Source organism: Gemmatimonadaceae bacterium, from assembly GCA_020851035.1.
Classification (GTDB): domain Bacteria; phylum Gemmatimonadota; class Gemmatimonadetes; order Gemmatimonadales; family Gemmatimonadaceae; genus JACMLX01.
The window spans coordinates 80,154-104,571 of record JADZDM010000023.1 but is presented as its reverse complement, the minus strand read 5'-3'; the positions used below and the strand labels follow the sequence as shown (position 1 = coordinate 104,571).

The 24,418-nt window shown below is 66.6% G+C and carries 17 protein-coding genes; 11 read left to right on the top strand and 6 right to left on the bottom strand.

All coding sequences use genetic code 11. The features are described 5' to 3' along the window. The first annotated feature begins 110 nt into the window (after positions 1-110). From IT355_15920 to IT355_15895, 6 genes are read left to right on the top strand one after another with little or no spacing between them, the layout of a single operon-like run. The gene (locus tag IT355_15920) at positions 111-1,406 is read left to right on the top strand and encodes a TolC family protein (GenBank protein ID MCC7054760.1); all 1,296 of its coding nucleotides are present in this window, start codon (positions 111-113) and stop codon (positions 1,404-1,406) included. Beyond that, on the top strand, positions 1,406-2,743 hold the full coding sequence (locus IT355_15915) for an efflux RND transporter periplasmic adaptor subunit (protein ID MCC7054759.1): 1,338 nt from the start codon (positions 1,406-1,408) through the stop codon (positions 2,741-2,743). The genes IT355_15920 and IT355_15915 overlap by 1 nt, the downstream gene beginning before the upstream one ends. Before the next feature lie 4 nt (positions 2,744-2,747). Continuing rightward, positions 2,748-6,035, top strand: coding sequence for an efflux RND transporter permease subunit (locus IT355_15910; GenBank protein MCC7054758.1), 3,288 nt, complete (start codon positions 2,748-2,750; stop codon positions 6,033-6,035). Positions 6,036-6,089: 54 nt separating this feature from the next. After that, the gene (locus IT355_15905) at positions 6,090-6,455 is read left to right on the top strand and encodes a four-helix bundle copper-binding protein (protein ID MCC7054757.1); all 366 of its coding nucleotides are present in this window, start codon (positions 6,090-6,092) and stop codon (positions 6,453-6,455) included. Between the two features lie 26 nt (positions 6,456-6,481). After that, a complete protein-coding gene (locus IT355_15900; protein MCC7054756.1) occupies positions 6,482-8,911 on the top strand; it encodes a cation-translocating P-type ATPase in 2,430 nt (809 codons plus the stop codon). A gap of 2 nt (positions 8,912-8,913) precedes the next feature. Then, a complete protein-coding gene (locus tag IT355_15895; GenBank protein MCC7054755.1) occupies positions 8,914-9,891 on the top strand; it encodes an alpha/beta hydrolase in 978 nt (325 codons plus the stop codon). Positions 9,892-10,035: 144 nt separating this feature from the next. Here the strand turns inward: IT355_15895 and IT355_15890 are convergent, their stop codons facing one another. After that, the gene (locus IT355_15890) at positions 10,036-10,446 is read right to left on the bottom strand and encodes a MerR family transcriptional regulator (protein ID MCC7054754.1); all 411 of its coding nucleotides are present in this window, start codon (positions 10,444-10,446) and stop codon (positions 10,036-10,038) included. 370 nt (positions 10,447-10,816) lie between these two features. Between IT355_15890 and IT355_15885 the strand changes: the two genes are divergently transcribed. From IT355_15885 to IT355_15865, 5 genes are all read left to right on the top strand, one after another. After that, the gene (locus tag IT355_15885; protein ID MCC7054753.1) at positions 10,817-11,152 is read left to right on the top strand and encodes a MerC domain-containing protein; all 336 of its coding nucleotides are present in this window, start codon (positions 10,817-10,819) and stop codon (positions 11,150-11,152) included. A gap of 526 nt (positions 11,153-11,678) precedes the next feature. Beyond that, positions 11,679-12,863, top strand: a complete 1,185-nt coding sequence (locus IT355_15880; GenBank protein ID MCC7054752.1) for a hypothetical protein — start codon at positions 11,679-11,681, stop codon at positions 12,861-12,863. Between the two features lie 7 nt (positions 12,864-12,870). Beyond that, the gene (locus tag IT355_15875; protein ID MCC7054751.1) at positions 12,871-13,374 is read left to right on the top strand and encodes a Rieske (2Fe-2S) protein; all 504 of its coding nucleotides are present in this window, start codon (positions 12,871-12,873) and stop codon (positions 13,372-13,374) included. After that, complete coding sequence (locus IT355_15870) at positions 13,371-14,651, top strand: hypothetical protein (protein MCC7054750.1); 1,281 nt, start codon at positions 13,371-13,373, stop codon at positions 14,649-14,651. The genes IT355_15875 and IT355_15870 overlap by 4 nt, the downstream gene beginning before the upstream one ends. A gap of 104 nt (positions 14,652-14,755) precedes the next feature. Beyond that, complete coding sequence (locus IT355_15865) at positions 14,756-15,229, top strand: hypothetical protein (protein ID MCC7054749.1); 474 nt, start codon at positions 14,756-14,758, stop codon at positions 15,227-15,229. Between the two features lie 36 nt (positions 15,230-15,265). Here the strand turns inward: IT355_15865 and IT355_15860 are convergent, their stop codons facing one another. The 5 genes from IT355_15860 to IT355_15840 all read right to left on the bottom strand — a co-directional run bounded on the left by IT355_15860 (position 15,266) and on the right by IT355_15840 (position 24,305). After that, complete coding sequence (locus tag IT355_15860) at positions 15,266-17,563, bottom strand: heavy metal translocating P-type ATPase (GenBank protein ID MCC7054748.1); 2,298 nt, start codon at positions 17,561-17,563, stop codon at positions 15,266-15,268. Between the two features lie 266 nt (positions 17,564-17,829). Continuing rightward, on the bottom strand, positions 17,830-21,168 hold the full coding sequence (locus IT355_15855; protein MCC7054747.1) for an efflux RND transporter permease subunit: 3,339 nt from the start codon (positions 21,166-21,168) through the stop codon (positions 17,830-17,832). After that, positions 21,077-22,363, bottom strand: a complete 1,287-nt coding sequence (locus tag IT355_15850; protein ID MCC7054746.1) for an efflux RND transporter periplasmic adaptor subunit — start codon at positions 22,361-22,363, stop codon at positions 21,077-21,079. Before IT355_15850 ends, IT355_15855 begins: the two co-directional genes overlap by 92 nt. 3 nt (positions 22,364-22,366) lie before the next feature. Continuing rightward, a complete protein-coding gene (locus IT355_15845) occupies positions 22,367-23,689 on the bottom strand; it encodes a TolC family protein (protein MCC7054745.1) in 1,323 nt (440 codons plus the stop codon). A gap of 241 nt (positions 23,690-23,930) precedes the next feature. Beyond that, positions 23,931-24,305: a hypothetical protein gene (locus tag IT355_15840; protein MCC7054744.1), complete on the bottom strand. Its 375-nt coding sequence runs from the start codon at positions 24,303-24,305 to the stop codon at positions 23,931-23,933. Positions 24,306-24,418: the final 113 nt, after the last annotated feature.

Genomic DNA, 24,418 nt, shown 5'->3' with positions numbered 1-24,418 from the left:
ACCACTGGTGTCAGACCACTGCAGCATCTGCAAGGGCGCATCGAGGTGATCGAGGCGTCTGGTCCCGGTGGTCTGTGCCACGAGCCTGCGGCGTGCTCCTCATCGGGACGGTGATGGGCACGCCGGTAGTCGCCCAAGTCGTGCCCCCGCTCGAGAGTGCTCCGTCGGCGCTGACGCTCGACTCGGTGTATGCGCTGGTCGCGAGTCGGAGTCCTCGCGTGCAAGCCGCAAGAGCCCTCGCGCGCGCCGCTGATGCACGGATCCCGGGCGTGCGGCGTCCGCCGGATCCCGAACTGCAGGTGGGCTTCATGAACTACTCGCTGCCCTCGCTCCGGCCCGATGAGGCGCTCGGCATGGTGCAGCTGCAGCTCATGCAGATGGTCCCGTTTCCCGGGAAACTGTCCGCTGCTGGCCGCGCAGCCCGCGCCCGCGCTGATGCCGTGCACGCACGTGCTGCGGATGCGCTGTGGACGGCGCGGTCCGCGGCCGCAATGGCGTTCTACGAGCGCTACCAGTTCGAGGGCGCGCTCACCATTGCACGGCAGACGCGGCGGCTGCTGGAGGATGTGGCGGCCGTCGCCACCGCGATGTATCGCGTCGGAGATGGACGGCAGGCCGACGTGCTCCGCGCCCGCGTGGAAATCGCCCGGATGGATGAGGAGATCGTCCGGATGGAGGCCATGCTCGAGGGCGCGAGTGCTCGGCTGGCGGCGGCCGCAGACACCTCCCCCGACGCCGTCGCCGGGCGTTCGGTACTTCCAGCCTTTCCAGACGAGGTGCCGAGCGTGGAGACATTCGTGCAGGCGGCATCCGAAACGCAGCCCATGCTTGCGGCTGGAGCAGCCGACGTACGAGCCGCAGCCGCAGATGCGACCCTGGCGCGCCGCGAACTCTGGCCCGACCTGCAGCTCGGCGTCCAATACGGCCAGCGCCGAATGCCCATGGGCATCGACCGCATGGGCAGCCTGATGGCCGGGGCATCGCTGCCCATCTTTGCCGGATCACGACAGCTCCGGATGCGTGAGGAAAGCGTGGCGATGCGCGCGATGGCCGAAGCAGAACTGATCGCCATGCGTGCAGATACGCGCAGCCGCCTGACGGAGGTGCGCGCGGCGCTCACCAGCGCGCGTCGACTGCGTGTGCTCTACCGCTCCAGCATCCTGCCACAGGCGGAAGCGGCTACGACATCATCGCTCTCGTCGTATCGCACCGGTGGCGTGGATTTCATGACCGTCATCGACAATCGCATGGCCGTGAACCGATACCGTCAGGAACTGCTGGCCCTCGACGCAGCAGAAGGACGTGCCTGGGGCGATCTGGAGATGATCGTGGGGCAGCCGCTCGTCGGAGCGCCTCCGGTGTCTCCGCGCCGATCCCCGCCAGCTCGTGATGGAGGGTCCCGCTGATGCCAGAGATCGGCAAGGAAGCGCCCGTCACCCCCGTTAAAGACAAGCCACGCTGGCGCGTGCTACGTATCGTGGCCGTCGTCTTGCTGCCCATTGCGGCGCTTGGCGTGACGTGGTGGGTGACGCGAACGCCATCGACGCCCGACGCCGCAGGCGAGGACCACACGGCGATGGCGCGAGGCGCCGACAGCGCGGCCCCAGTGATGTTGAGTTCAGATCAGGCGCGCCGTATCGGCGTCACGTTCGCAGCGGTGACGCTCGAGGAGCTCTCCGGACAGATCCGTGCGGCCGGCCAGGTCGTGGTCGATGAGACGCGTGTGCGCACCATCTCACCGAAGGTCGATGGGTGGGTGGAACGGCTGTACGTGAACTTCACCGGTCTCCAGGTGCGACGTGGCGATCCGTTGCTCGCGATCTTCTCGCCGATGCTGGTGAGCGCGCAAGAGGAATTGCTGCTTGCGAAGCGACTCTCCGGTGAGGTCGCCGAGGCAACGACGGAGACCCGATCTGGAGCCGATGATCTGCTCGTGTCGGCGCGTCGGCGACTCGCCTATTGGGACATCTCCGCTGACGAGATTGCGCGCATCGAAAGCACAGGGCGGGTGCAGCGGACGCTCACGCTCCGAGCGGGCGCGGAGGGAGTCGTCACGGAAAAGGCGGTGACTGAGGGACAGCGGATCATGGCCGGCGATGCACTCTTTCGCGTCGCCGATCTGAGCACGGTCTGGATCGAAGCCGAAGTGTACGAGCAGGACCTCCGCAGTCTCCGTGTCGGTCAGGTCGTCGATGCGGAGTTGGATGCGTACCCTGGAGAGCGATGGACTGGACGCATCGCATACATCTATCCCACCCTGACCCCGGAGACACGGACGGCGCGGGTGCGCGCGCAGGTGACCAATAGGGGAATGCGACTGAAGCCCGGCATGTACGCCACCGTCAACATCACAGGGACGGCGCGTGCGGCCGTGCTGACGGTGCCGCGCGGCGCAGTGCTGGCTACAGGCGAGCGTCAGCTGGTGTTTGTACGCCGCGCTGACGGTCAGCTCGAGCCCCGCAGCGTCACGCTCGGGGTGGCTACAGCTGAACGTATCCAGGTGATGCGCGGGCTACAGCTCGGCGATACCGTGGTGGCCTCGGCGACCTTTCTGGTGGATGCGGAGTCCAACCTGGGTACGGCGCTCGGTGGTATGGGTGACATGCCGGGGATGGAGATGACGATACCGCCGACGGCGGCGCCGAGGACGTCACCAAAGCCGCCGGCACGGCCGACACGTTCGCCAGCGCGCGCGAACCCGTCGGACACCTCCGAAGCGCACTCAGGACACCGGCCGAGGTGATGCGATGCTGAATCGACTCATCGAGTGGTCGGCGCAGAATCGCCTGATCGTCGGCATCATGGCGCTGGCGCTGTCGCTCGGCGGCATCTGGGCCATCAGGAACACACCACTGGAGGCGTTGCCCGACCTCAGCGATGTGCAGGTGATCGTGCAGACGGAATACGGCGAGCAGGCGCCGAAGATCGTCGAAGACCAGGTGACCTATCCCCTCGCTGCCGAGATGCTCAAGGTCCCCGGTGCAAGCACGGTACGAGGGTATTCATTCTTCGGTGTCTCCTTCGTCTACGTGATTTTCGAGGACGGAACGGACCTCTACTGGGCGCGGTCGCGCGTCCTCGAGTATCTGAACGGCATCAAGGGCCGGCTGCCTGCCAACGTCTCGCCGACACTCGGTCCTGACGCCACGGGCCTGGGCTGGATTTATCAGTATGCCCTCGAAGACACGACCGGCCGCCTCGACCTCGCACAGCTCCGCGGTGTGCAGGATTGGTATCTCCGGTACGCGCTCACCGCAGTACCCGGCGTGGCCGAGGTGGCGAGTGTTGGCGGCTTCGAGAAGCAGTATCAGGTCGATATCGACCCTACGCGGCTGCAGGCGTACGGCGTTCCGCTGACTCGAGTCATGAGCGCCATCCAGGCGGCCAACAGTGACGTCGGCGCGATGGTGATGGAGTTGTCGGAGCGCGAGTACATGGTGCGTGGGCTCGGGTACCTGCGCGGCATTGGCGACATCGAGAATGTGGTGGTTGGTGCGACGAAGGCAGGCACGCCGATCCGGGTGCGCGAACTCGGTCGTGTCTCCGTCGGTCCTGCCGTCCGCCGTGGCATCACGGACCTCGATGGGCGCGGTGATGCGGTCGGCGGGATCGTCGTGATGCGATTCGGTGAGAATGCACTCGCCACCATCGAGCGCGTCAAGGCAAAGCTTGGCGATGCCCAGTCGGGACTGCCGCCGGGGGTCGTCGTGCGTCCGGTCTATGACCGCAGCGCCCTCATCGAGGAGTCCATCGGGACGGTGCGTGAGACGCTTCTGGAGGAGGCAATCATCGTCGCGGTCATCTGCGTCGTGTTCCTGCTGCACGTGCGCTCCGCGCTTGTGGCGGTGATCACGCTGCCGATCAGTGTCTTGATTGCCTTCATCGGCCTCCGCGCCTTCGACATTGGCGCGGACATCATGTCACTCGGCGGGATCGCCATTGCGATTGGTGAGATGATTGACGCGGCTATCGTGATGGTGGAGAACATGCACAAGCACCTCGAGCGTCGGGCGCCCGCGGGTGCGACACACATCGATACTGCCACGCTGACGACACGCGAGCGGATGGACATCGTACTGACCTCGGCCAAGGAGGTCGGTCCGTCGCTGTTCTACTCGCTCCTGATCATCACGGTCTCCTTCATCCCTGTCTTCACGCTCGAGGGTCAGGAAGGTCGCCTCTTCAAGCCATTGGCGTTGACGAAGACGTTTGCGATGGCCGCCGCCAGTCTGCTCAGCATCACGCTCGTGCCGGTGCTGATGGGCCTGTTCATCCGCGGCAAGATCTATCGCGAGGCGAAGAATCCACTCAGCCGCGCGATGATTCGCGGCTACCGCCCGGTGCTCGCATGGGTGATGGCGCACCGCTGGGGAATGATCAGCCTCTCGGCGGCCGCGCTGATCGTGACGTACATCCCATTCCAGCGCATCGGCAGCGAGTTCATGCCACCGCTCGAGGAGGGCACCATCCTGTACATGCCGTCAACGCTGCCTGGGATCAGCGTTGCCCGAGCGCGCGAATTGCTGCGTCAGCAGGACGCGATCCTGAAGTCATTCCCTGAAGTGGCCAGCGTCTGGGGCAAGGCGGGACGTGCGAACACCGCCACGGACCCAGCGGGACTGGACATGGCGGAGACCACGATCTCGCTCAAGCCGAAGTCGGAATGGCGAGACGGTATGACCTATGACAGGCTCGTCGCCGCCATGGACTCGGCGGTCAGGATGCCTGGGGTGACGAATGCCTGGACGATGCCGATCAAGGGGCGCATCGACATGCTCGCGACTGGCATCCGCACCCCCGTTGGTGTGAAGCTCTTCGGGCCGGACCTGGCCACGCTCGAGCGGCTCGGCAAGGAGCTCGAGTCACTCCTCAAGACGGTGCCCGGTACGCGCAGCGGATTCGCCGAGCGAGCCGTCAGTGGGTATTACCTCGACATCGACATCGACCGCGTCGCCGCGGCGCGCCATGGCCTCAACGTCGGCGACATCCAGACGGTGATTGCGGCTGCCATCGGTGGGATGACGATCACGCAGACCGTCGAGGGCCGCGAGCGATACGGCGTCCGTGTGCGTTACCCACAGGAACTGCGCGATACGCCCGAACGACTGGCGTCCGTCCTCGTTCCCGTGAGCCACGACGCAGGTACAGCCCCCGCGTCGATGGGCGATGGCATGGCAACCGCCAACAGCCGTGCTCCGAGTCGCGGTGCCGCCCAGATCCCGCTCGGTCAGGTCGCGACCATCCGTCAGGTCTCGGGCCCAATGGTCGTCCGGACGGAGGACGCGCAGCCCACTGCCTGGGTGTATGTGGACGTCGAGGGAACGGATATCGGGGGCTACGTCGCCGACGCGAAGCAAGTGGTCAGTCGTGATCTCGTCCTTCCGGCAGGCTACACGATGGCATGGAGTGGGCAATTCGAGTACATGGAGCGCGCCACGGCAAAGATGCAGCTCGTCGTCCCCGCGACACTGGCCATCGTCTTCCTGCTGCTGTACTTCAACTTCGGTAGCATCAGCGAGACGCTGATTGTGATGCTCTCGATTCCGTTCACGCTCATCGGCGGCATCTGGTTCCTGTGGGCGCTCGATTACGAGTGGTCGGTGGCGGTGACGGTCGGTTTTCTCGCGTTGGCCGGCGTGGCGGCCGAGACGGCCGTCATCATGCTCGTCTACCTGAATAGCGCGTGGGCCGAGCGCAGTGCTGACGGGAAGGTGCCGACGGTGAAGGACCTCTACGAGGCCGTGATCGAAGGGGCCGTCGAACGCGTGCGGCCCAAGATGATGACCGTTGCGTCGACCATGATCGGATTGTTGCCGATCCTGTGGGGCACCGGTACGGGTGCGAGCGTCATGAAGCGCATCGCCGCGCCCATGATTGGAGGCATGGTGAGCAGCACCATCCTGACCCTCCTAGTGGTACCGGCCATTTACTCACTGGTCAAGGAACGGCAACTGGTGGCCGCGGCTCGTGCGAATCGTACCGACGGCCCAGGACGCATGGCACCAAGCGATCCGACGGTACCGTCGCTGGCCTAGTGTCGGCCTGCCGCGGGGGTCTTGTGACGGAAGCAACAATCGACGGGAGGGACGATGTCCGACAGTGACCACCAACAGAAGAATGTCATGATGCAGGACTGCGCGAGACGGTGCCTCAACACGTACGCATCGTGCACCCTGACCGCGGCGCATTGCCTCGAGATGACTGGGGAGCATGCAGGACGTGAGCATCAGACCGCGATGCTCGACTGTGCACGACTCTGCGCGACGGCCGCAGATCTGGTCCTGCGCGGATCGCCGATTCACGATGCCGTGTGCGGCGTCTGTGCCATGGCCTGTCGAATCTGTGAGAACTTCTGCCGTTCGCTCGGTGCTGGCGATGCGATGATGGAGGAGTGTGCGGACATGTGTGCCCGCAGCGCAGAGTCCTGTGAGGACATGGCTGGTCACTTGCGCTGATGGCTCCGCACCCTGGCCCAGCAGACGTGACTTCGACCTCGCCGCAGGTCGGGTTGTCGGCATCGGAGGCGGAGCGCAAGCTGCGCGAGTTCGGCTCGAACGAGCTCGCGCTCGAACCCGCTGCGTCGGCCGCCGCGCTCTTCCTTCGCCAGTTCACGAGTCCCGTGATCTGGTTGCTCCTCGCAGCGGGTATGGTTTCAGCGGTGCTCGGTGAGTGGCTGGACGCCGGGGCAATTCTGACAATCGTCGTGGTCAACGCGATCATCGGTTTCATGCAGGAGTTCAGGGCGCAACGCGCCGTGCTCGCACTCCGGTCCATGACCGCTCCCCGGGCGAGGGTCAAGCGTGATGGACGGGTCGAGCTGGTGCCCGCCGCGACGGTCGTGCCCGGCGACACGCTTCTGCTGGAAGCCGGCGACGTGACGGCGGCAGATGCTCGGCTCGTGGAGGCGAATGCGCTGACGACGAATGAAGCGGCACTGACTGGCGAGAGCGCGCCGGTGGAGAAGAACGTGACGCTGACCAGCCCCGACACACCACTCGCCGAACGTCGGGACTTCGTCTTCATGGGCACGTCAGTCTCGACGGGGACTGGTACGGCCATCGTGTCGTCGACCGGGATGAAGACCGAGCTGGGTAAGATCGCGCACTTGCTGGCGACGGCGGAGGAGAGTGCGACGCCACTGCAGGACCGCCTGGCTCGCGTCAGCAAGTCGCTGTTATTCATCTGCGGTGGGATCGTTGCCATCGTCGCCCTCGCTGGCGTGATCCGTGGCTGGCCGGCCATCGAGGTATTCATGGTGGCGGTATCGCTGGCGGTTGCGGCCGTGCCTGAGGGATTGCCGGCCGTGGTGACCATCGCGCTGGCGGTTGGCGTGCAACGCATGGCGTCACGTCATGTGCTGGTGCGGCGATTGCCGGCTGTCGAGACGCTGGGGAATGCCACGGTCATCTGCACAGACAAGACGGGGACGCTCACGACCGGTGTGATGCGCGTCCGCGACGTCTGGGGTGGTGACGGTCAGGAGCTGCTCGCGGCCGCTGCCGCATGTGTGGACGCCGAGCTGCGGGAGGACGGCGTCGATGGGGTTGGTGATCCCACCGAGCTCGCGATCCTGATCGCGGCCGCCGAGCGGGGCATCCATCGTGCGCAGATCGAGGAGAGCAATCCGCGCGTCGCGGAGAAACCCTTCGACACGCTCCTCAAGCGCATGTCGATTGAGCGGGAGGATCGGCGAGTGTACTTGAAGGGTGCCATCGAAAGCATTCTGCCATTGTGCGAGACGCAGCCGGATGGGGTCGAGGCCGCGAACATCGCAATGGCGGAACGCGGCCTTCGCGTCCTGGCGGTGGCAGTCGCGCCTGCCGGTGATGAGACGCGGGCAACGCTGCAGGGCTTGATCGGCATTGCGGATCCGCCGAGACCGGAGGCCATCGAAGCGATTGCGACGGCGCGGCGCGCAGGGATCACCACGGTGATGATTACCGGTGACCATCCGTTGACTGCGGCGGCTATCGCGAAGGAACTCGGCATCGTGACCGGGAGCGACGCGGCTGGTGACGTCGTTCATGCCCGTGCGACGCCGGAGGACAAGATCCGTATCGTTCGCGAGTGGAAGGCGCGCGGTGCCGTCGTCGCCATGACGGGCGATGGCGTCAATGATGCACCGGCGTTACGGGAAGCGCATGTCGGGATCGCGATGGGGCAGACCGGTACGGAAGTCACCCGGGAAGCATCGGACATGGTGCTGGCCGACGACAACTTCGCGAGTATCGTGGCCGCGATTCGCGAGGGTCGCGGCATCTTCGACAACATCCGCAAGACGCTCGTCTATCTGCTGTCGGGCAACATGGCGGAGTTGACGGTGATGCTGGTTGCGGCGCTGAGCGGCCTCCCGCTTCCCCTCGTACCGCTGCAACTGTTGTGGATCAATGTCGTGACGGACGGGGTGCCAGCGCTGGCGCTCGTGCTCGACCCGCCGGAGAAGGACGTGCTCATGCGTCCCCCGCGGTCGCCGGACGAGCCAATGCTTGGCGTGGCGCAGTGGCGATTCATCGTACTGACGGGCGTGTTGCAGGCAGCGGTCACGCTCAGCGTCTACCTGTGGGCGCTCCGGTCACGCGAGCTGGCGGAGGCGCGCAATCTTGCGTTCTCCGTCCTCGTGTTCGGGGAACTCTTCCGCGCATTCTCGGCACGGAGTGCCGACAAGGTGCTCTGGGAGGTCGGTGCCTTCACCAATCTTCGGCTGCTGGTCGTGGTCGTCGCGTCGGTCATCCTGCAATACGCATTGCATCACGTCGCCGTCGCGCAGCGAGTGCTGCAGATCACGCCGCTGTCGTGGCGCGACTGCGCACTAACGATAGGCGCCGGACTGGTGCCGGTCACGATCATCGAGGTGTCAAAACTGTTGCGCAGCGCAGGGCGGCGTCGCAGGAATCGCCTCGCGACTGCCTGAGCATGGATAGGAGCAACGCGGGCCGGCGGCAGGAGCGCGCGGGTGTGGGTCCGGTGCAGTCACGTCGTACTGCGCTCAAGCGCATCGGTGTGGTGTTGGGGGTCGCGGTCGTGGGCGGCGGTGCAGTGGCCGTCAGCGAAGGGGACGATGGCGCTGACGCCCGGCGTCCGCTCTACACCGAGCCCTTGCAGGCGACGCCACCATCCGCCGGCCCGACCATCGTGTTTCTCCCCGGCCTCGGCGCGACCACACGCTTCTGGAAGACGCGCGTCATGGCGCTGACCGCAAATGCCCGTCTGTTGCTCGTTGACCTGCTCGGCTTCGGTCGTTCACCGAAGCCGTGGGAGGAGTACAGCGTCGACCGGCACATCGCGGCGTTGCGCCAGGTGCTGCAACCCGTCGCGGCAACTGGTCCTCTGGTGCTCGTCGGTCACTCACTCGGTGCACGCCTGGCTGTCACCTATGCAGCCCGATACCCCGACGAAATCGCACAGTTGGTGCTCGTGAGCATGCCGTACTTCGGACGTACCGAAAGCGCGAAGGGGTACTTCGGTCGCCGTGGCGCGGAGGGATGGATCATGACGCACATGATCCCGGCGGCCATCGCGTGTCTGGTGAGCCGTCGTCTCCTTGGTTGGGCGCTCCCCTCGCTCATTCGGGATGTTCCTCGCGAGGTGGCCGAAGACCTGAACCAGATGACGTGGCGCTCGTCCACGTCCACGCTGTGGGAGGTCATCTACGACTATGACCTGACACCAGATCTCGCATCCGTCGAGGGCCGGATCCCGATGCTATGCCTGCACGGAGATCGCGACGAGAGTGCGCCGGTCGGACCGATCCGTGAACTCGCGTCGTCGCACCGGGACTGTCTGCTGCGCGTCTACGTCGGGGCGAGTCATGCGCTACCGCTGGTGCAGCCCGCGTGGGTGCGAGCGCAGATCTCTTCGGTGTTGACATTGCGTGCAGGAGCTCGGTCATAATGCAGGCTCCGTGCCTCCGATTGACGCGTCTGTTTGTCGAGCACATTCGGCCGAATGATTACGGGGCAGCTCACTGCGCCGTCACACCGATCCGCGTCACGCCTCGTGCGCGAGCATCGCCCATCCATCGGCGCTCGCGATGCCCTATGTCGCGGACAGAGCCGCAATCAACGGACAGTGCTCCGTGGCACGAGTCGTCCCGCACTGCTCAATCAGCATCGACAGCGCGTGGTCGATCTTCAGCAATGCCTCACGCTTCTGGCGCACAGCGCGCAGCTTGGACTCCGCGAGCTGTCTGGTCTCGCCGCAATGGCGACCATCGTTCAACCGCAGCAGCGCGCCCACCTGATCGAGGCTGAAGCCAAGATCCTGCGCGGCCTTGATGAATGTCAGTCTGGACACAGCTGACGCATCATACCGTCGACCGCGCCCGCGCTCTGCAACTGATGTCGGCAACAGGCCGCGCCGTTCGTAATACCGCACCGTCTCGATGCCGACGCCGACCGCGGCGGCGAAGGCGCCGATCAGCATTCCGGATGCTGGCACGGGTGCCATGGTCTTGACTCCGTACTTGGGTACGGAGGTATGGTACTGCCTCCGCCGCAGTCCTGCACCTGCCCCTCAGCTCATCCGTCATGGAACTCCAGTCGCGCCTCACCTGCCCGGACTGTGGGCACGTCGACGAACTCACGATGCCGACCGACGCCTGCCGGTTCTTTCACGAGTGTGCGAGCTGCAAGGTGCTGCTGCGACCGAATGCCGGGGACTGCTGCGTCTTCTGCTCCTTCGGCAGCGTCGTGTGTCCGCCAATGCAGGGCGATGGCGATGGGGCGTCGTGTTGCACGCCGGTGGGACTGTCGTGACTGGTCTGGGTGTTACGAGGCGAGGAGGTGACGGTGTCGCCACCGCAGCGGATGGCGCCGGCGTGATCGGCGCTGTCCTCGCCGCGCTCTGCTGTGCGGGAACACCCATCATCGTGGGCACCGTCACGGCGCTGGGGCTCGGCTTTTTGCGGAGCGATGCGGTGCTCTGGCCTGTGATGCTCGCCTCCCTGGGCATCGCGACGTGGGGGTTCTGGCGCGGGCGGCAGTGCCATGGACATATCGGCCCGTTGGTATTGGGCGCTGCCGGTGGAGTCTCGATGGCCAGCGGCGTGATCCTCGTCCACGGCTTCCCTGCGATGCAGATGATCTACGCCGGCGCCGCCGCGCTCTTGATCGCCACGACATGGAACCTGGTGCTGCGTCGCGCGCGACGCTGACTTCCATCAGTGGTGCTGCCGATGTCGCCTCCAGAAGGCCGCACGCGGCGAGCGGCGCGGCGGTCTCGCGGTGCGCTTGCCACGCGTCACATGAGGAGACAGTGTCGCGGTGATCGGCCTGCGACGCAGCCAATTCCACGTCGCCGAAATTCGCACACTCCGGTCCACGCGGACGCCCGAGCACATCCAGAGAGCTGGCTGGGTCAGCGGCTGGTTCCCGTCGGTGTCAAACACTGCGCGTCGCGCCGCCCGCCCTGTGCTCCGGGGGGATTGCTGGCGCCTGCAGGCCCTTCCCCCGCAACCTGAGGATCGAGAGAGGGATTAGTGTAGCAATGACTTGTGTTTCGGATATGCGAAATATACAGTGTTGCTGTACGCAACTCGGCTGGTTCTAAGCTCCACAAGGGTGGGCTCGATGCGATCTTCAGGTCCGACACACCCAGAGCGTCACTCCGCCGCGCTGCTGCAGCGCTTGAGTTTGGTAGTGTGCTGTTGCGTCGCGCTCAGCGGCTGCGGCGATGTGCTCATGCCCGGCGCCCCTGACGACGCACTGCTGCTCGATGGCCCGGTCGAGGGCTTGGCCGGTGCGCAACTCTCCCTCCACGCCGCCGGCGATGGCGAGTTCGGCCGGCGATTCACGCCCGCCGACGGCCTCGGCCCGCTGTTCGTCGCCACCAGCTGCGACGGCTGTCACGTGGGCGAGGGGAAGGGGCATCCGGTCTTCGACCTGACGCGATTCGGCGTCATGGAGAACGGCCGATTCAACCCCATGGAATCGGAGGGCGGGCCACAACTCCAGAACCGCGCCATTGCCGGCTACCTCGCTGAGCGCTTGCCAGCCGGCGTCACAGCCGTGGCACGCTTCACCGCGCCAGCCGTCACCGGACTCGGCTTTCTCGAGGCGGTCGATGACGCCACGATCCTCGCCCTCGCGGATCCGTCGGACGCCGATGGCGACGGTGTCTCCGGGCGCGTGGCTCGCATCGATTCGACGGACTTCCTCGGCGGCATCGTGGCACGTACCTCCGTCGCCGGCGGAGCGACCCCGGCGCGCGTGCATAACGGCGCCTACATCGGTCGCTTCGGCAAGAAGGCGCGTGTGGTCAACCTCGTCCAGCAAACCGTCTTCGCCTATGCCGAAGACATGGGGGTCACGACGGACCTCCTGCCACGCGATCTGTACAACCGGCAACTCGGCGCAGAGGCAGTCGACAACGTACCCGACCCCGAGGTCAGCTCCGCTGTCGTCAGCGCCGTCGTGTTCTACCTGCGCACGCTGCGGCCCCCGCCACGGCGCTCGGTCGCCGACGCCGCCGTGCTCGAGGGGGAAGAGGCATTCGTCGCCATCGGATGCGCGTCGTGCCACCGCCCGTCGATGACGACCGGTCGATCCGACATCGCGCAGTTGGATCGCGTCGAATTTGCGCCGTTCACCGACCTGCTGCTGCATGACATGGGACCGGAGCTGAACGACGGGTACACGGAAGGCGATGCCGAACCGTCTGAGTGGCGTACTGCTCCGCTGTGGGGACTCGGGCTGGCGGCGCGGTCCCAGGGCGGTCGTGCGCATTATCTCCACGATGGTCGCGCTACGTCGCTGCGCGATGCGATTCGCCTGCACGGCGGCGAAGGGTCGCGCAGTCGCGCGGCGTTCAACGCCTTGCCCGCCGGGCAACAGGAGCGGTTGCTCGCCTATCTCCAGTCCTTGTGACACGCCTATGAGCGACAATGCTGACACCTCGGGTTCACCCCGGTCGCATCTCACTGAGGCCGCGCCGTGCATCGGCCGTCGTGAGTTCCTGCGTCGCAGCGAGATCGTGGCGGGGGCACTGCTCGTCGGTGCGCTTCCGAACACCGTCACCGGTTGCGCTGCCACACGCGTGCGATACCTGACGCCTGTCCGGCAGGGTGACCGGTTGATCGTGCCACGCGTGGACCTCGAGCGTACCGGCGCCCTGATGGTCGAGGATCCCGCATCGGAGCTCCCGATCTACCTGCATCGCGCGAGCAGCGGCGAGTTCATCGCCGTGTCGACTCGGTGCGGGCATCGCGGTTGCCAGGTCGAGCCAGCAGCGACCACCTTGCAGTGCCCCTGCCATGGCAGTGAATACACGTTTGATGGCGCGATCCTGCAGGGGCCGACAGAGCGTCCGCTGCAGCGCTACCGCGTCACGAGCGACGCGACGAGCGTGTACATCATCACATCCCCGGCGACACGATGAGCGCGCTGCGTCCGCCTCCGCCCTCGCGTGCACGACCGGTCGCGCTGTTCGTTGCCGTGCTCACTGCCCTTGCCGTGATGACCTCACTCGCGTCCGCCCAACAGCGTGACACGACAAAAGCTGACAGCGCCAGTCGTGCGGCGCGCCTCCCGCGCGACACGGGCGGCGTGCAAGGCAGCATCTACTCACGACCTTTCATCGGCGCGCTCGGCCAGACCGCCATCGGCGGATATGCGGAAGGAAACAGCAATCACTTCACGCAGGATGGCATCAGCGACGGCTTCTCGATGGAGATGCGTAGATTCAACATCTTCTTGTTCTCATCCGTGGGACAGCGGCTGCGCTTCATCGCGGAGCTGGAGTTCGAGAAAGGCACGGAGGAAATCGCCATCGAGGCGGCACTGCTGGATTTCCGGATTGATCCGGCATTCGTCCTGCGGGCCGGCATCCTGCTGCCGCCGCTCGGCGCCTTCAACCAGAACCACGACTCACCACGGTGGGAGTTTGTAGATCGACCGCTGGTCTCGACACGCATCATTCCGGCGACACTGGCTGAAATCGGCTTCGGTGCTCTCGGGCGGATCCCGCTCCGCGGCCTGCCCGGCGTGACGGTGACGTACGACGCGTACCTCACGAACGGGCTCGGCGACGGTGTCATTCTGAACGCTGAAGGCCGGACGCTGCTGGCGGCAGGCAAGCGCCCGGAACAGTTCGCGGAAGACAACAACGGCTCTCCCGCATTCTCGGGCCGGTTGGCGGTGCAGCGCGGGCGGAATGGTGAAGTCGGGCTGTCGCACTACGGTGCGATCTACAACACGTTCCGGGTCGATGGCGCCGATGTCGACGACCGACGTCGCCTCTCGATCACCGCCCTCGACGCCGCGGTGGCCGTCGGTCCGATGACGCTGCGTGGCGAGGCGGCGATGACACGGGTCGCCGTGCCGGCCAGTCTGATCGAAGTGTTCGGCTCACGGCAGCATGGCGCACACGTCGACGCCGTGGTGCCGATCTGGAAGCCGCGCGTCGCGGGTATCCGCGGCGCGGTCGTCAACGCCGCGCTCAGGCTCGAGTACATCGACTACAACGTCGGCACCTTTGAGTCGACCGGCGATCCGATCCGGGATGACGTGCGTGCCATCGTCCCCGGACTCAGCTTCCGTCCATCGGCTAGCACGGTGTTCAAGGCCAACTATCGGCGGGAATGGCATCGCGACCTTCTGGGTAATCCGACAGTGCGCCGCGCGGGCTGGCAGGTGGGGTTCGCGACATACTTCTGACGAGCCGCCCACACAGCGTGCGCCACTGCGAACAGGATGGCGCACACGCAGTTCGACTGTATCCCGCGGTGACCCATCGCTCCGAACGCCCGCATCCCTATCGCATGAAAATCGACATTGCCACGGTGCTCCCCTGCACGGTCGATCAGGCGGTCTCGCAGGTCATGACGACACGGTTGCTGCAGTACGTCGCGTACCCGTTGGTGTCGTTCCGGTCGGCCGGTGCAGCGCCGCTGCCGGAGACGTGGACAGCCGGTACCCACTGGGTGTCGCTGACACTCTTGCGATTTTTACCGCTCGGCCGACAGGCCATCGTCATCTCGATGCCGCCCGCCGAGCGCGGCTTTGCGCTTCGGGATGCAGGACACAGTGCGATGATCCCGGTGTGGGATCACCTGATCACCATCGAGCCGACGACGGGCGGCATCCTGTATCGGGATCAGGTCGACGTGCGGGCGCGGATGTTGACGCCGCTCATCTGGTTGTTCGCCCAGGTCTTCTATCGTCACCGACAGAGGCGCTGGCGCCAGCTGGTCGCGAGCGGCTTCGCGTACCAGTCGCGTCGGCCTGGCGGTTAGGCCACTGCCGACGCGAGGTTGGTTCGCTCTCAGCCTTCAACGCGGCAATTGAAATCGCAGGAGTCGCAGCGCATTGGCGATCACGACGAGCGTGCTGCCCTCGTGCGCGATGACGGCGGGCCCAATGCTGGCCAGGCCGCTGACCGTTGCCACGACGAGCACGGCGATCACCCCAAGCGAGACGAACAGGTTCTGTCGGATGATGCGCTTCGACTGTCGTGACAACGCGATGGCAAATGGCAGTCGACTCAGGTCGTCGCCCATCAGTGCGACATCCGCGGTCTCCAGCGCCGCCGCCGTACCCGCACCCCCCATCGCGATGCCGACCGTGGCATGTGCGAGCGCCGGCGCGTCGTTGACGCCGTCGCCAACCATCGCCACCGGTCCTTTCAGCGCGAGCTCCTGAATCGCGGTCACCTTGTCCTCCGGCAGCAATCCCGCGCGCACCTCATCAACGCCCACGGCGGTGCCAACGGCATTGCCCACACCGGCGTTGTCGCCCGTCAGCATGATGATGCGGTCGATGCCGGCGCGTCGGAGTGCGACCAGGGTCTCCCGTGCGTTCGCACGAGGTTCGTCGGCAAGTCCAAGCACGCCGAGGAATTCCGGTGTGTGACCGACGCGTCGCACGATCATCGTGCTGCGGCCCGCTTGCTCCAGACGCGCGACGGCGGAGTGGACTTCAGCGGGCACCGCGACTGCGGCATCCTCAAAGAGCAAGGCGCGTCCGATCTCGACCGTCGCGCCTTCGACTGGTGCGCGCACGCCTCGCGCCGTGATCGACTGCATTTCACCAGCATCCGGGAGTGTAAGGGCGCGTTGCTCAGCCGCACGCACGACGGCTTTCGCCAGCGGATGTTGTGAGCGCCGTTCGACGGAGGCCGCATTGGTCAGCAACGTGCGCTCGTCCACGCCACCCATCGGCACGATGTCCGTCACCGAGGGTTCGCCGACCGTGATGGTGCCGGTCTTGTCGAGCGCCAGCGAGCGAATGCCGCCGAGCGCCTCGAGATGCGCACCGCCCTTGATCAACACACCGTTCCGGGCGGCCTGCGCGATCCCGGACAGGACTGCCGCTGGCGTGCCAAGCGCGAGGGCGCACGGCGACGCGGCGACGAGCACTGCCATCGCACGCGCGAACGCCTCGGGCCACGACAGGAGTCCGAGCAACGGCGGAACCACGATCAGCAATGCGTCACCAATCAGGACGACGGGTACGAACACGCGCGCAAAGCGCTCGGTGAACTGTTGCGTGGGTGCCTTCTGCGTCTGGGCTTCGGAGACCAGTTTGATCACACGATCCAGCGTGCGGTCGCCGACAGCCACCGTGACATCGATGACGAGCGCGCCTTCACCGTTCACGGTACCGGCAAAGACGGAATCACCAGGCGCCTTGTCCACCGGGACGCTCTCGCCGGTGATCGGCGCCTGATTCACGCCCGACCGGCCTTCTCGCACCGTGCCATCGACCGGTACACGTTCAGCGGGCTTCACGACGACGAGATCACCTGGGCGCACCGCAGCGATGAGGACTTCCTCCTCGCGTCGCGCGCCATTCACGTCGCGGAGCACCGTCGCGCGTGACGGGGCCAGCTCGGCGAGTGCCGTGATCGCGTTGCGAGCTCGGCCCAGCGCATAGTGTTCGAGTGCGTGACCAAGGCTGAACAGGAAGAGCAGCAACGCCCCTTCTGCCCATTCGCCCAACGCGGCGGCCCCCGCCGCCGCGACGACCATGAGCAGGTCGCTGTTGAAGTGGAACTTGCCGCGGCGCAGGTCGGCCAGAAAATGGCCGACGTTATCGCGGGCACCGAAGATGTACGACACCGCGAACAGCGCGATGACCAGCCAGCGCGGCTGGGACGCACTCCGCTCGACCAGCCAGCCGGCGAGCAGCAGGACACCGGACAACAGACTCCACGCAAGCTCACGGTTGCGCGCATACCAGCCCCGTGGTTCGGCTGCCTCGCCAGTAGCGGCCACGGAAGCGTCGTGGTCGTGGCCATCCTCTGCCGTGTGACCGTCAACTTCGCGTGGTACCGCCGCCGGTGCCGCCTCCGTAGCGTCGAGTACACCCCGCGCGCCGGCTGCAGGCGTCGCCGATCCAGCGCGCAATGCGGCATCGATGCGCTCGCGCGACGTGATGCGTCGGTCGAACTCGACGCGTGCGACCTGCGCCGCGAGGCTGACCGAGGCCGCCGTCACGCCAGGTACGGCCCGTAATAGCGACTCCAGACGCCCACCATCATCCTCCGTGGCGATCAGTCGAATCGGCAACAAGAGGTGTGAGAACTGCTCGCTGATCGACGCACCCGCCGACCGTGCCCACCCTTCCAGTTCAGTCAGCGTCACCCGGTCGGCGTCGTAGTGCAGGCACAGCGTCGGCGTCGTCGCTGGGACGCTGGAACCGGGCTCGGTGGCGCCCACGTCGAGGACATGCGCTTGCGTGATCCCTGGGCGTGCCTGCAGTGCAGTCAGCAGTCGTGCGACGCAGGCATCACGGCTGTCCTGCACGTCGGGCAACAGCAGGGGCAGGTCGAGCCGAATGTTCGGTGACATTGAAGATGAGGTGAGGGAGCGTGCTGCCGATCTGCGGGCGTGACTCACGTTGCGAGTTCCGGGACGGTCACATCGGTCTCGCCGATCTTCCGCCGACGGACCTCAGCCCGTCTCGTGCGCCACCCTTCGATGGCCGCGAACAACGTCGGCAGCACGAACAGCGTCAGCAATGTCGATGTCACGAGGCCTCCAATGACCACGGTGGCCAGCGGGCGCTGCACCTCTGCGCCAGTCCCGTGCGAGAGGGCGACGGGGACGAAGCCGAGGCTCGCGACCAGTGCCGTCATGAGCACCGGACGCAGGCGCTCGCGTGCTCCGTGCAGAGCTGCGTCGAGGGCCGATGCGCCGCGCGCCCGCGCACGCTGGACGGTCGTCAGCAGCACCAATCCATTCAGCACCGCAACACCGAACAACGCGATGAATCCGATGCTGGCGGAGACGGAGAGATGCAGCCCGCGCATCCAGAGGGCGAGCACACCGCCGACGGCGGCGAATGGCAGGTTCACCAGCACGAGGCCCGCCAACCACCACGACCGCAGCGACACCCATAGCAGCAGCGCAATCAGCAGAATCGACAGGGGGACGACCACCTGCAGACGCGCCATCGCGCGCTGCTGATTCTCGAAGGCGCCGCCGTAGGTCACGAACACGGCCGGCGGTACCGTCACGCGGCTGTCGACGGACTGGCGGACGTCCGCAGCGAAGCCCCCGAGGTCGCGCCCAGCCACGTTGGACTGCACGAGCGTGTAGCGTTGCGCACGTTCGCGGCTGACCTGCACCGGACCATTCTCGAGCCGGATGTCGGCGATCTGGGACAGTGCAATGCGGGCACCGCCTGAGGCTGCGCCGGCGGGCGTGGGCACCGTGATCGCGCCGATGGCCTCGGGCGATGTGCGCAGTGCTTCGGGGTAGTAGACCGCGACGTCGACCGCGTAGCTGCCTTCGACCAGTTGCGACACGGGCCGTCCGCCTACCGCGGTCTCGAGCGCCTCCTGCACTTCCGCCATCGGGATGCCGAATCGGGCCATCGCCGCACGGTCGAGTCGGACGTTCAGGTATCCCTGGCCGGCGGTCTGTTCGATCTGCACTTCATCAGCGCCGCGCACGCTGCGCACGACCGTTGCCACCTGCTCGGCCACGGCCCGCGTGACGACCGGATCATCGCCGAAGATCTTGACCGCAAGATCGGCCCGCACGCCGGAGATCAGTTCGTCGAGTCGCATCTGCATCGGTTGCGTCATGCCGATGGCGATGCCCGGCACACGATCCTCCAGGCGTGCCGTGATCTCGCGCTCCAGTGAATCCTTGCTGACGCCGGGACGCCAGCCGTCACGCGGCTTCAGCATCACGAAGATGTCGGCCTGATTGACGCCCATCGGGTCGCTCCCGATTTCCGCACGACCGACGCGGCTCACGACCGTGGTGACCTCAGGCGACATGCGCACGGTCCGCTCCAACTCGTGCTGCATGGCGACGGAACGAGACAGCGAGATCGTCGGGTCCTTCGTTGCCGCGATCAGGAGCGAGCCCTCGTCGAGCTGTGGCAGGAATTCCGTGCCAAGCCGTGGCAAGACGAAGAGCGTGGCGACCAGGATCGCGAGTGCGCTCAGGACGGTCACCGTCGGTCGCGCTGCGACTGCACCAAGGGCTCCGGCGTACCGTCGGTCGAGGGCGCGTTCGACACGCTGCGCGATGCGTGATTCACGCGCACCGCGTCGGAAGACCCACGTACTGGCCGCAGGGATGAAGCAGAGCGCCAGCAGCAAGCTGCCAAACAGTGCAATCGCCACGGTGATTGCCATCGGCCGGAACATGCGGGCCTCGAGCCCCTGCAGGCTGAGGATCGGCACGTACACCAGCATGATGATGAGGACGCCGAATGCAATCGGCCGTGCCACCTCACGGGCGGCGGCCAGCAGGCGAGCGGTGATTCCCTCGCGCGTATCCGGCAGTTCGCCCCGTTCCTCGTCACCATGCAGGGTGCGGACGAAGTGTTCGGTCATCACGACGGCGCCGTCGACGATCATGCCGAAGTCGATGGCGCCGAGGCTCATGAGGTTCGCCGAGAGCCCGAGCCAGCGCATGCCGAGGAAGGCGCAGAGCAGCGACAGCGGAATCGTCGCGGCGACCAGCAGAGCTGCACGCACGTTGCCGAGGAAAAGCAGCAGCACGGCAATCACCAGCAGCCCGCCTTCGACCAGATTGGTGCGGACCGTGCGCAAGGTGCCGGCGACGAGATCCGTCTGGTCGTAATAGGCGGTGACGTGCACCCCACGCGGGAGTGAGCGGTTGATGTCGGCGACGCGCTCGCGAACCCGCTGCACCACTTCGCGCCCGTTCTCACCGCGCAGCATCATGACGATGCCACTGACGACCTCGCCGCGGCCGTCGTGTGACACCGCGCCTTGGCGCAACTCGGCACCGTATCGCACATCAGCCACGTCACCGATGAGCACCGGCACGCCCGCGCTGCTCGCGCGGATGACCGTGTTCCGCAGGTCGTCGAGTGTCGCCGCCGCACCGAGGCCACGCAGGATGTACTGCTCATCGCGGTGTTCGAGATAGCCACCCGCCGCCACGGCATTGTTCGATTCCACGGCTTCGACGACATCGTGCAGGGTCAGGCCAAAACTCACCAGCCGGTCCGGCCGCACGACCACCTGCGCCTGACGCACTTCGCCACCGAAGCTGTTGACTTCCGTCACGCCCGGCACCGTGCGTAGTTGCGGACGGATGACGCGATCCTGCAAGGTGCGGAGCGCACGCGTGTCGAGCGTATCGCCCGCCTTCGACGTGCCCGCATACTCGACCGTGTACATGTAAATCTCGCTGTTCGCCGCCGAGAGCGGTCCGAGCGTCGCGTTGGACCCGCGCGGAAGTGCGTCGCGCACCCCCTGCAGTCGCTCGCTGACGAGTGTGCGCGCGCGCTGGATGTCGGTCCCGTCCTCGAAGACGACCGTGACGGCGCCGAACGCATACTTGCTCACCGAACGGACCAGGGTCACGTCGGGAAGCCCGTTCATCGCGACCTCGATGGGGAACGTCATCAGTCGTTCCACTTCGACCGGTGACAGACCGGGTGCCTCGATCAGGACCTGCACCTGCGCATCGGTGAGGTCGGGGAAGGCGTCGACCCGGAGTGTCCGCAATGCCCACAATCCGGCAGCGGCGACGGTAAGCACGAGCACCAGCACCGTGACGCGCTGTCGGATCGACCAGGCCACGATGCGTTCCACGAGACCGTCCGGCGCATCGGATGGTGGGCCCACAGGCATGTCGTCTTTGCGCACGTCAGTGTTCATCGCTGAGGCCCGCCTTTGCCAGTTCGCTCTTGAGCGTGAAGGCGCCGCGGACGACGACGCGCTCGCCGGCTCGGAGCCCATCCTGCACGCTCACCAGCGCGGTGCGCTGCGTCGCGGATCCTGGTGCAGACAGTGGTGCCGTGCGAACCTCCCGGCGTTCGTACGCGCGCGGGCCGGTCTCCACGAACACGAACCGGCGCTCGCCGTCGGTGACGATGGCGCTCTCGGGGATCGTGAGGATTGGTTGTGCGCCGGCACCGACGCCCGACGCGCTCGGGACGTCGAGGCGGACGGTGGCGAACATGCCGGGGCGCAGTCGACGGCTGGCGTTCGGTACGTGGATCACGGCGCGCAGCGTGCGGGTTTCCGGGTTCAACGCATCGCGCAGTCGTTCGACACGCCCCTCGAACTGCATGTCGGCGAACGCCGCGATGGTGATCGTGGCGCGTTGCCCCGTGCGCACCTGCGGCAGGTTCCGCTCAGGAACCTCCGCCACGACGTCGATCACCGAGAGATCGGCCACCGTGAACACCGGTGCGCCCGCCTCGACGGCGGCGCCGGGCAGCACATGCGCTTCGATGACACTGCCGCCAATTGGCGAGCGGAGGGACATGGTGCTGGCAGGTTCGCCGCCAGCGGCCGCGCGATTGATCTCCGCCTCACTCGCACCGAGCAATCGAAGGCGACGCCGGGCGGCGTCGGCGAGCGCGCGTGCACCGGTTTCGTCCGGCGTACCTGCGAGCGTCTGCACGCGCCGCGTTGCCTGGCCCAGGTCGACCTGCGCCGTCAGGAAGTCGGTGCTGAACAGGGCACCAACCGTCTGGCCGGCGCCGACGCGATCACCCTCTACCACTGACAACCGTTCCAGGCGACCAGGCGTGCGCGAGGACACGAGCGCGATCCGCCGGGGGTCGAGTTCGACCTGTCCCGGGACCACCAGTCCGTCGGCGTTGTTCAGCGCCGAACCCGCCATCACCAGTTGCACGTCGATCTGCGCTGTGCGGAACGCTGACTCCGACAGGGTGACCTTGTCCGTCTCGGTGTGCTCACCCTCGTGCTCTTCGGTCTGTGCACCGGCGGTCACCTCGCGTCCGGCAGCGTCACCGGCTGGTGGCGTATCGGCGCGCGTCGCCGGCGCACCACGGTCACTGCCGCAACCGGCGAGGGACATCAGGGTCAGCGTGCCGACCATGCCGAATGTGATTCGGGCACGGGTCAGCAGCGACGGGAAGAACGACGCGTGCATCGCGTCGAGGACAGGAGTCGAGGTGATCATCGGTCAGCGTCCATCGGACGGAGGAAAGGCGCGCGCAGCACTACCGTCGTCAGCGCCGAGGAGGTCAGCCCACGCGTCGGCCGCGTCGACCAGCGTGTGAATGCGCTCGATCTCGGCGCGTGACAGCGCGCGCTCGAAGTCAAGCAGTTCGATCAGGGAAAGACTGCCGGTCCGGTACGCTGACAGCGCACTCTCGCGTTCGTCACGGGCACCGCGAAGCAACGCCGCGTCGAAGGTCGCCAGCCGCTCGAGCGCCGCGCTGTAGCGTTCACGCGCCGCAGCAAGGCGCGCGCGTGCCGCAATCACGGCCCCCTCGCGGACGATGGCCGCAGTGGCGATGCCTTGCGTCGCTGCGGCGAGCGCGAGTCGGTTGCTGCGGGCGGCGGAGAAGGGCAGCGTCATCGTGACGCCCAGTGACGGCCCGAACGTCGGGCCGTTGTTGGCCTGGCCGATCCGCTGGATACCGGCGTACGCGCTGACTTGGGAACGCTGCTCGGCCAGCACCAGCGCACGTGTCGCGTCCACGCGCGCGGCATTCGTCGTGGCCAGCTGCGCTTCCTCGGACAGGGCGATCAACGAGTCGAGTGCCGGCACCGGAGGCAACAGCGCGCGCCACGCGTCAGCCAGTCCCTCGGTAGCCACCGAATCCAGCAACGCATCCACTCCACCGACGGCGTCCGTGCCCGTGAGTACGGCGATCACCCCGGCGCGTGCGGCACGGACCTCCGCGAGACTCGCGCTTCGCGATGTCTGCACCCGTAGGCGCTCGGTGCGAACACGCAGCACGTCGACATAGCGCGCCTCGCCGACACCGAATCGGCCACGCACACCGTCCTCCGCTCCCATGAGCAGCTGGTCTTCACCCGCGAGTCGCACGGCGATCCGGCGCGCACCCGCTGCACGGATCACATCGCGCAGGACCACACCGGCAAGGCGTCGTTCCTCGAGCGTGATGGCGATGGTGGCCGCACGGACGTCGATGTCGGCCAGCGCGCGTTCTGCGCGACGGCGCGGCCCCGTCATCAGGTCACGACCGACCTCGAGGCGCAGGTTGCCTTGGTCCAGTGTCCGCGCCGGCGCTTCAGAGAGTCCCGCGGAGACGAATGCGGGCGACGACGGACCCGCTGCAGCAGCCCGCGCGACGGCGAGATCGCGGGTGGCACGCGCGGCACGAAGCGTCGGACTGCCGATGCGTGCCGCGTCGCTGATGCGCTCCAGCGCCCGAGTCACACGGACGCTGTCCTGCGTCCTCTGTACCTGCGCCGAATCCCGCGTCAGCTGCGCATCGACCAGCGATGGCGTGACGAGCGCCGCACTCGCGATCACGAGAGTCCAAAGTCGTCTCGTCGCGGGACGGGGCGCGTGCCGCGTCGGTCGCGAATGTGTGGAGGCGCGCGCGTCGACTCCGCACGCGCGGCATACTGGTGAAGCAATGGTCATGAATTCCTCGAGGAAGCACAGCCACAGACCTCGTGCATCGGCACGGGTGTGGACGGACGCGACTGGGCGTCAGCTGCTCTCAGGAGGAGGCTACAGGTGCGGTAGGATCTGCAGGGCGCTGACGCGACTACGCGATGTGCGCTCGCGGAGGACGGCGTTGCGGCTCGACGACCACGCTGGATGGCAGACGCACGGAATGGCCGACGATGGTGGTGTCCGTGATGTCGACGCGATCCGTAATGTGCTGTCCGGTCGCCAAGGTGACGCTATGCACGTGGCTGCAGTGGCACAGGTGCAGCGCATGCCCGTCAGGAATTTCCGAGTCGGTGGATTGCGGCGACCTGTCGACGCCGACGGATACGACGCGCTTGGTCAGACCACCGGCGTTACCGGCTGTCGCCGACTGGGACACCACATCGTCACACTGGTCGGCGATCAACGGCTCCGCGATCATGACGCTGACGCACACGCCGAGCAGCAGCGCCATCAGGCGGCGCAGCATCGGAGCAGGCGTGGAGCGACGGAGCGCGCGGAGCATCGTGGACCGGAGATCGGACGTGAGGGCGGACGTGGTGCAGGGGACTGGCTCACCGAGAGCGAGGATGGGGCGAGCCG